This is a genomic window from Saccharomonospora iraqiensis subsp. iraqiensis (genome assembly GCF_000430445.1).
Classification (GTDB): domain Bacteria; phylum Actinomycetota; class Actinomycetes; order Mycobacteriales; family Pseudonocardiaceae; genus Saccharomonospora; species Saccharomonospora iraqiensis.
The window spans coordinates 1-3,760 of record NZ_KE387030.1 but is presented as its reverse complement, the minus strand read 5'-3'; the positions used below and the strand labels follow the sequence as shown (position 1 = coordinate 3,760).

The window sequence follows — 3,760 nt, the reverse complement described above, 5'->3', positions numbered from 1 at the left end:
CGGGGCCCGGAAGCGGACCCGTGGGGAGTGGCCGAGGATCCCGCGGACTACTGGCAGCGACGGTCGGCGCTCGCCTGGCGGTGACCCTGACCCGACCGACCTCGCCCGGCCGGGTGAGGACCCGCGGGCGGTGTGGCGGGTGAGTGGCCTTCGGTGACGTCCGATCGGGGTTTTTCACCCACGACCGCACCGGCGCCGGGGTTTTCCCGCCCGACACCCGTAGGCTTGTGGCATGCGGCGGATCATGGGAACCGAGGTGGAATACGGGATCGCGGTGCCGGGCGACGCGACCGCGAACCCAGTGCTGACCTCCACCCAGGTGGTGCTGGCCTACGCGGCGGCGGCGGACATCCCGCGCGCCCGGCGGGCCCGGTGGGACTACGAGGTGGAGTCACCCCTGCGGGACGCGCGGGGCTTCGACCTGGCCGGGCCGAACCAGCAGGGACACGACTCCGACGTCGAGGACCTCGGCGCGGCGAACGTGATCCTCACCAACGGTGCACGCCTCTACGTCGACCACGCCCACCCGGAGTACTCGGCACCCGAGGTGACCAACCCGCGGGACGCGGTGATCTGGGACAAGGCCGGCGAGCGCGTCATGGAGGAGGCGGCGCTGCGCGCCGCGACCGTGCCGGGCCAGGCGCCGTTACAGCTGTACAAGAACAACGTGGACGGCAAGGGCGCCAGCTACGGCACGCACGAGAACTACCTGATGGACCGCACGACGCCGTTCACCTCGGTGATCGGCGGACTCACGCCGTTCTTCGTGTCCCGGCAGGTGTTCACCGGCTCCGGCCGGGTGGGGCTGGGCGCCCAGGGGGAGGAGCCCGGGTTCCAGCTCTCCCAGCGCGCCGACTACATCGAGGTGGAGGTCGGCCTGGAGACCACCCTCAAACGGGGCATCATCAACACCCGCGACGAGCCGCACGCCGACGCCGACCGCTACCGCCGGTTGCACGTCATCATCGGGGACGCGAACCTCGCCGAGTACGCCACCTACCTCAAGCTGGGCACCACCGCCCTGGTCATCGACATGATCGAGCACGGGGTGCGGTTCGACGACCTCCGGCTGGAGGACCCGGTGAAGGCGGTGCACCAGATCAGCCACGACCCCACGTTGAAGACCACGGTGGATCTGGCCAACGGCCGCAAGTACACCGCGCTCGACCTGCAGTACGCCTACCACGAACTGGTGTCGCAGCACCTGGAGCGGGTGGGTGCCGACGAGCAGGACAAGGAGGTGCTGCGGGTCTGGGGCGAGATCCTCGACGCCCTCTCGCGCGACCCGGAGGAGTGCGCCGACCGGCTCGACTGGCCGGCGAAACTGCGGCTGCTGGAGGGGTACCGCTCGCGGGACGCGCTCGGCTGGGCCGCGCCCCGGCTGCACCTGATCGACCTGCAGTACTCGGACGTGCGGCTGGACAAGGGCCTGTACAACCGGCTGGTCACCCGGGGGTCGATGAAACGTCTCGTCAGCGAGGACGAGGTGCGCGAGGCGGTGACGACGCCCCCGTCGGACACCCGCGCCTACTTCCGGGGCCGGACACTGGAGAAGTACGCGAACTCCATCGCGGCGGCCTCCTGGGATTCGGTGATCTTCGACGTGGGTAAGGAGTCACTGGTGCGGATCCCGACCCTGGAGCCCCTGCGGGGGACCCGGGCCCACGTCGGGGAGCTGCTGGACTCCGCCGCCACGGCCGAGGAACTCGTGGAGGCATTGACCACGTCGGGATAAACTGGACCCCGAAGATCAACGAGGTGGTCACGGAGGTCCCGGAAGCCGACGACCGAGCGTAGGCTGGAACCCACCGGCCACACGGGAGGCGATGATGGCTCAGGAACGGATCGAGAAGCACGGCGGCGGCGACTCCGACGAGGAAACCGAATCCGGCGCCGGAGCAGGCCAGGAACGTCGCGAGCAGATGGGCGAGGACGTCGACACGATCCTCGACGAGATCGACGACGTGCTGGAGGAGAACGCGGAGGACTTCGTCCGTGCCTACGTGCAGAAGGGCGGCCAGTAGCCGCGCGTGACGACCTCGTAGGCTTGCCCGGCAGGGCACGCCCCGACGTATCCCCGTCCCGTTCACCTTCGTCGATGGGAACAACGAGCACGCATGGAACACACTCCGCGTAACTCGGGCTTCGTGTTGCCCGCCGCCTACCTGTCGTCGGCGACGTCGTCGTTCACGGACTTTTTGAAGGCCCAGGCCCCCGAGCTGCTGCCCGGGAACCGGGCCGACGGGACGCCCGCCGCGCCCCCGGTGCCCCAGGCCGGGGGCGCGGAACCGCCGCACGGGACCACGATCGTCGCGTCGACGTTCAACGGTGGCGTGCTGCTGGCCGGTGACCGCCGCGCCACCACCGGCAACACCATCGCCAGCCGGGACATGGACAAGGTCCACGTCACCGACGCCTACTCGGCGGTGGGCATCGCGGGCACCGCCGGCCTCGCGCTGGAACTGGTGCGGCTGTACACGGTCGAGCTCGCGCACTACGAGAAGATCGAGGGCGTGTCGCTGTCGCTGGACGGCAAGACCAACAAGCTCGCCAACATGGTCAAGGCCAACCTGGACGTGGCGTTGGCGGGACTGGCCGTGCTGCCGCTGTTCGTGGGCTACGACGTCGACGCCACCGACCCGAAACGGGCGGGGCGGATCGTGTCGTTCGACGTCACCGGCGGCCGGTACGAGGAGAACGCCGGATATCACGCGATCGGGTCGGGCTCGGCGTACGCGAAGTCGTCGCTGAAGAAGCTGTACGACCCGGAGGCCGACGCCGAGGCCGCGACCAGGGCGGCGATCGAGGCGCTGTACGACGCGGCCGACGACGATACCGCCACCGGGGGTCCCGACCTGGTGCGCAACATTCACCCGACGGTGGTCACGGTCACCGCCGAGCACGGGACGGTGCGCACCCCGGAGGAGGAGACCTCGGAGATCGCGCGGGCCGTGGTCCGCGACCGGACCGAACGCCCGGGCCTGCTGGGCTGACCGCCCGCCCGGGCCGGTACCGGCCCGGACGCGCCGACCCATCCGATCCGACCAGTTCCGATTCGACGACTAGAGCGATCCGACGAGCAGAGCGGAGCGAACGCCAGTGACGATGCCGCTGTACACCTCCCCCGAACAGCTGATGCGCGAGCGGTCCGAACTCGCGCGGAAGGGGATCGCGCGGGGACGGAGCGTCGTCGTGCTCAAGTACCGGGGCGGAGTGCTGTTCGTGGCGGAGAACCCGTCGCCGACACTGCACAAGGTCTCCGAGATCTACGACCGGATCGGGTTCGCCGCGGTGGGCCGCTACAGCGAGTTCGAGAGCCTGCGCCGCGGCGGCATCCGGCACGTGGACCTGCAGGGCTATCAGTACGACCGGCGCGACGTGAACGCCCGCGCGCTGGCCAACGTGTACGCGCAGACGTTGTCGACGATCTTCACCGAACAGTTGAAGCCGTTCGAGGTGGAGATCTGCGTGGCGCAGGTCGGTGCGGACTCCGACGAGGACGAGCTGTACCGGCTGACCTACGACGGTTCCATCGTGATGGACCAGCCGAAGTACGTGGTCATGGGCGGGCAGACGGACGCGATCAACAGCAAGCTCACCGACAGCTTCACCGACGGGATGGACCTGGGCGCGGCGCTGTCGGTGGCCGTGGAGGCGCTGCGCGCCCCGTCGTCCGGCTCGTCGGGCCCCGGTGGGGGGTCCGGCTCGGCGGGCTCGTCCGCGGACGGGGACACGGAACCGGGCAAGCTGGAGGTCGCGG

At 70.0% G+C, this 3,760-nt stretch carries 4 protein-coding genes; all 4 read left to right on the top strand.

Annotation, left to right across the window (positions count from 1 at the left end; translation table 11 throughout):
• Window positions 1-232 precede the first annotated feature (232 nt).
• The gene (gene dop / locus ACTIR_RS0100505; protein ID WP_026452823.1) at window positions 233-1,735 is read left to right on the top strand and encodes a depupylase/deamidase Dop; all 1,503 of its coding nucleotides are present in this window, start codon (window positions 233-235) and stop codon (window positions 1,733-1,735) included.
• Between the two features lie 94 nt (window positions 1,736-1,829).
• The gene (locus tag ACTIR_RS0100500; protein WP_007024706.1) at window positions 1,830-2,024 is read left to right on the top strand and encodes a ubiquitin-like protein Pup; all 195 of its coding nucleotides are present in this window, start codon (window positions 1,830-1,832) and stop codon (window positions 2,022-2,024) included.
• A gap of 93 nt (window positions 2,025-2,117) precedes the next feature.
• Window positions 2,118-2,993 (top strand): proteasome subunit beta, encoded by an 876-nt coding sequence (prcB, locus tag ACTIR_RS0100495; RefSeq protein WP_026452822.1) that lies wholly within the window; start codon window positions 2,118-2,120, stop codon window positions 2,991-2,993.
• 106 nt (window positions 2,994-3,099) lie between these two features.
• A partial coding sequence (gene prcA, locus ACTIR_RS0100490) for a proteasome subunit alpha (protein WP_034237589.1) occupies window positions 3,100-3,760 on the top strand: 661 nt, incomplete at its 3' end.

Excerpts from the sequence above, each read along its gene's own strand:
- prcB (WP_026452822.1), top strand. The coding sequence starts at position 2,118 with ATGGAACACACTCCGCGTAACTCGGGCTTCGTGTTGCCCGCCGCCTAC.
- ACTIR_RS0100500 (WP_007024706.1), top strand. The coding sequence starts at position 1,830 with ATGGCTCAGGAACGGATCGAGAAGCACGGCGGCGGCGACTCCGACGAG.
- dop (WP_026452823.1), top strand. The coding sequence starts at position 233 with ATGCGGCGGATCATGGGAACCGAGGTGGAATACGGGATCGCGGTGCCG.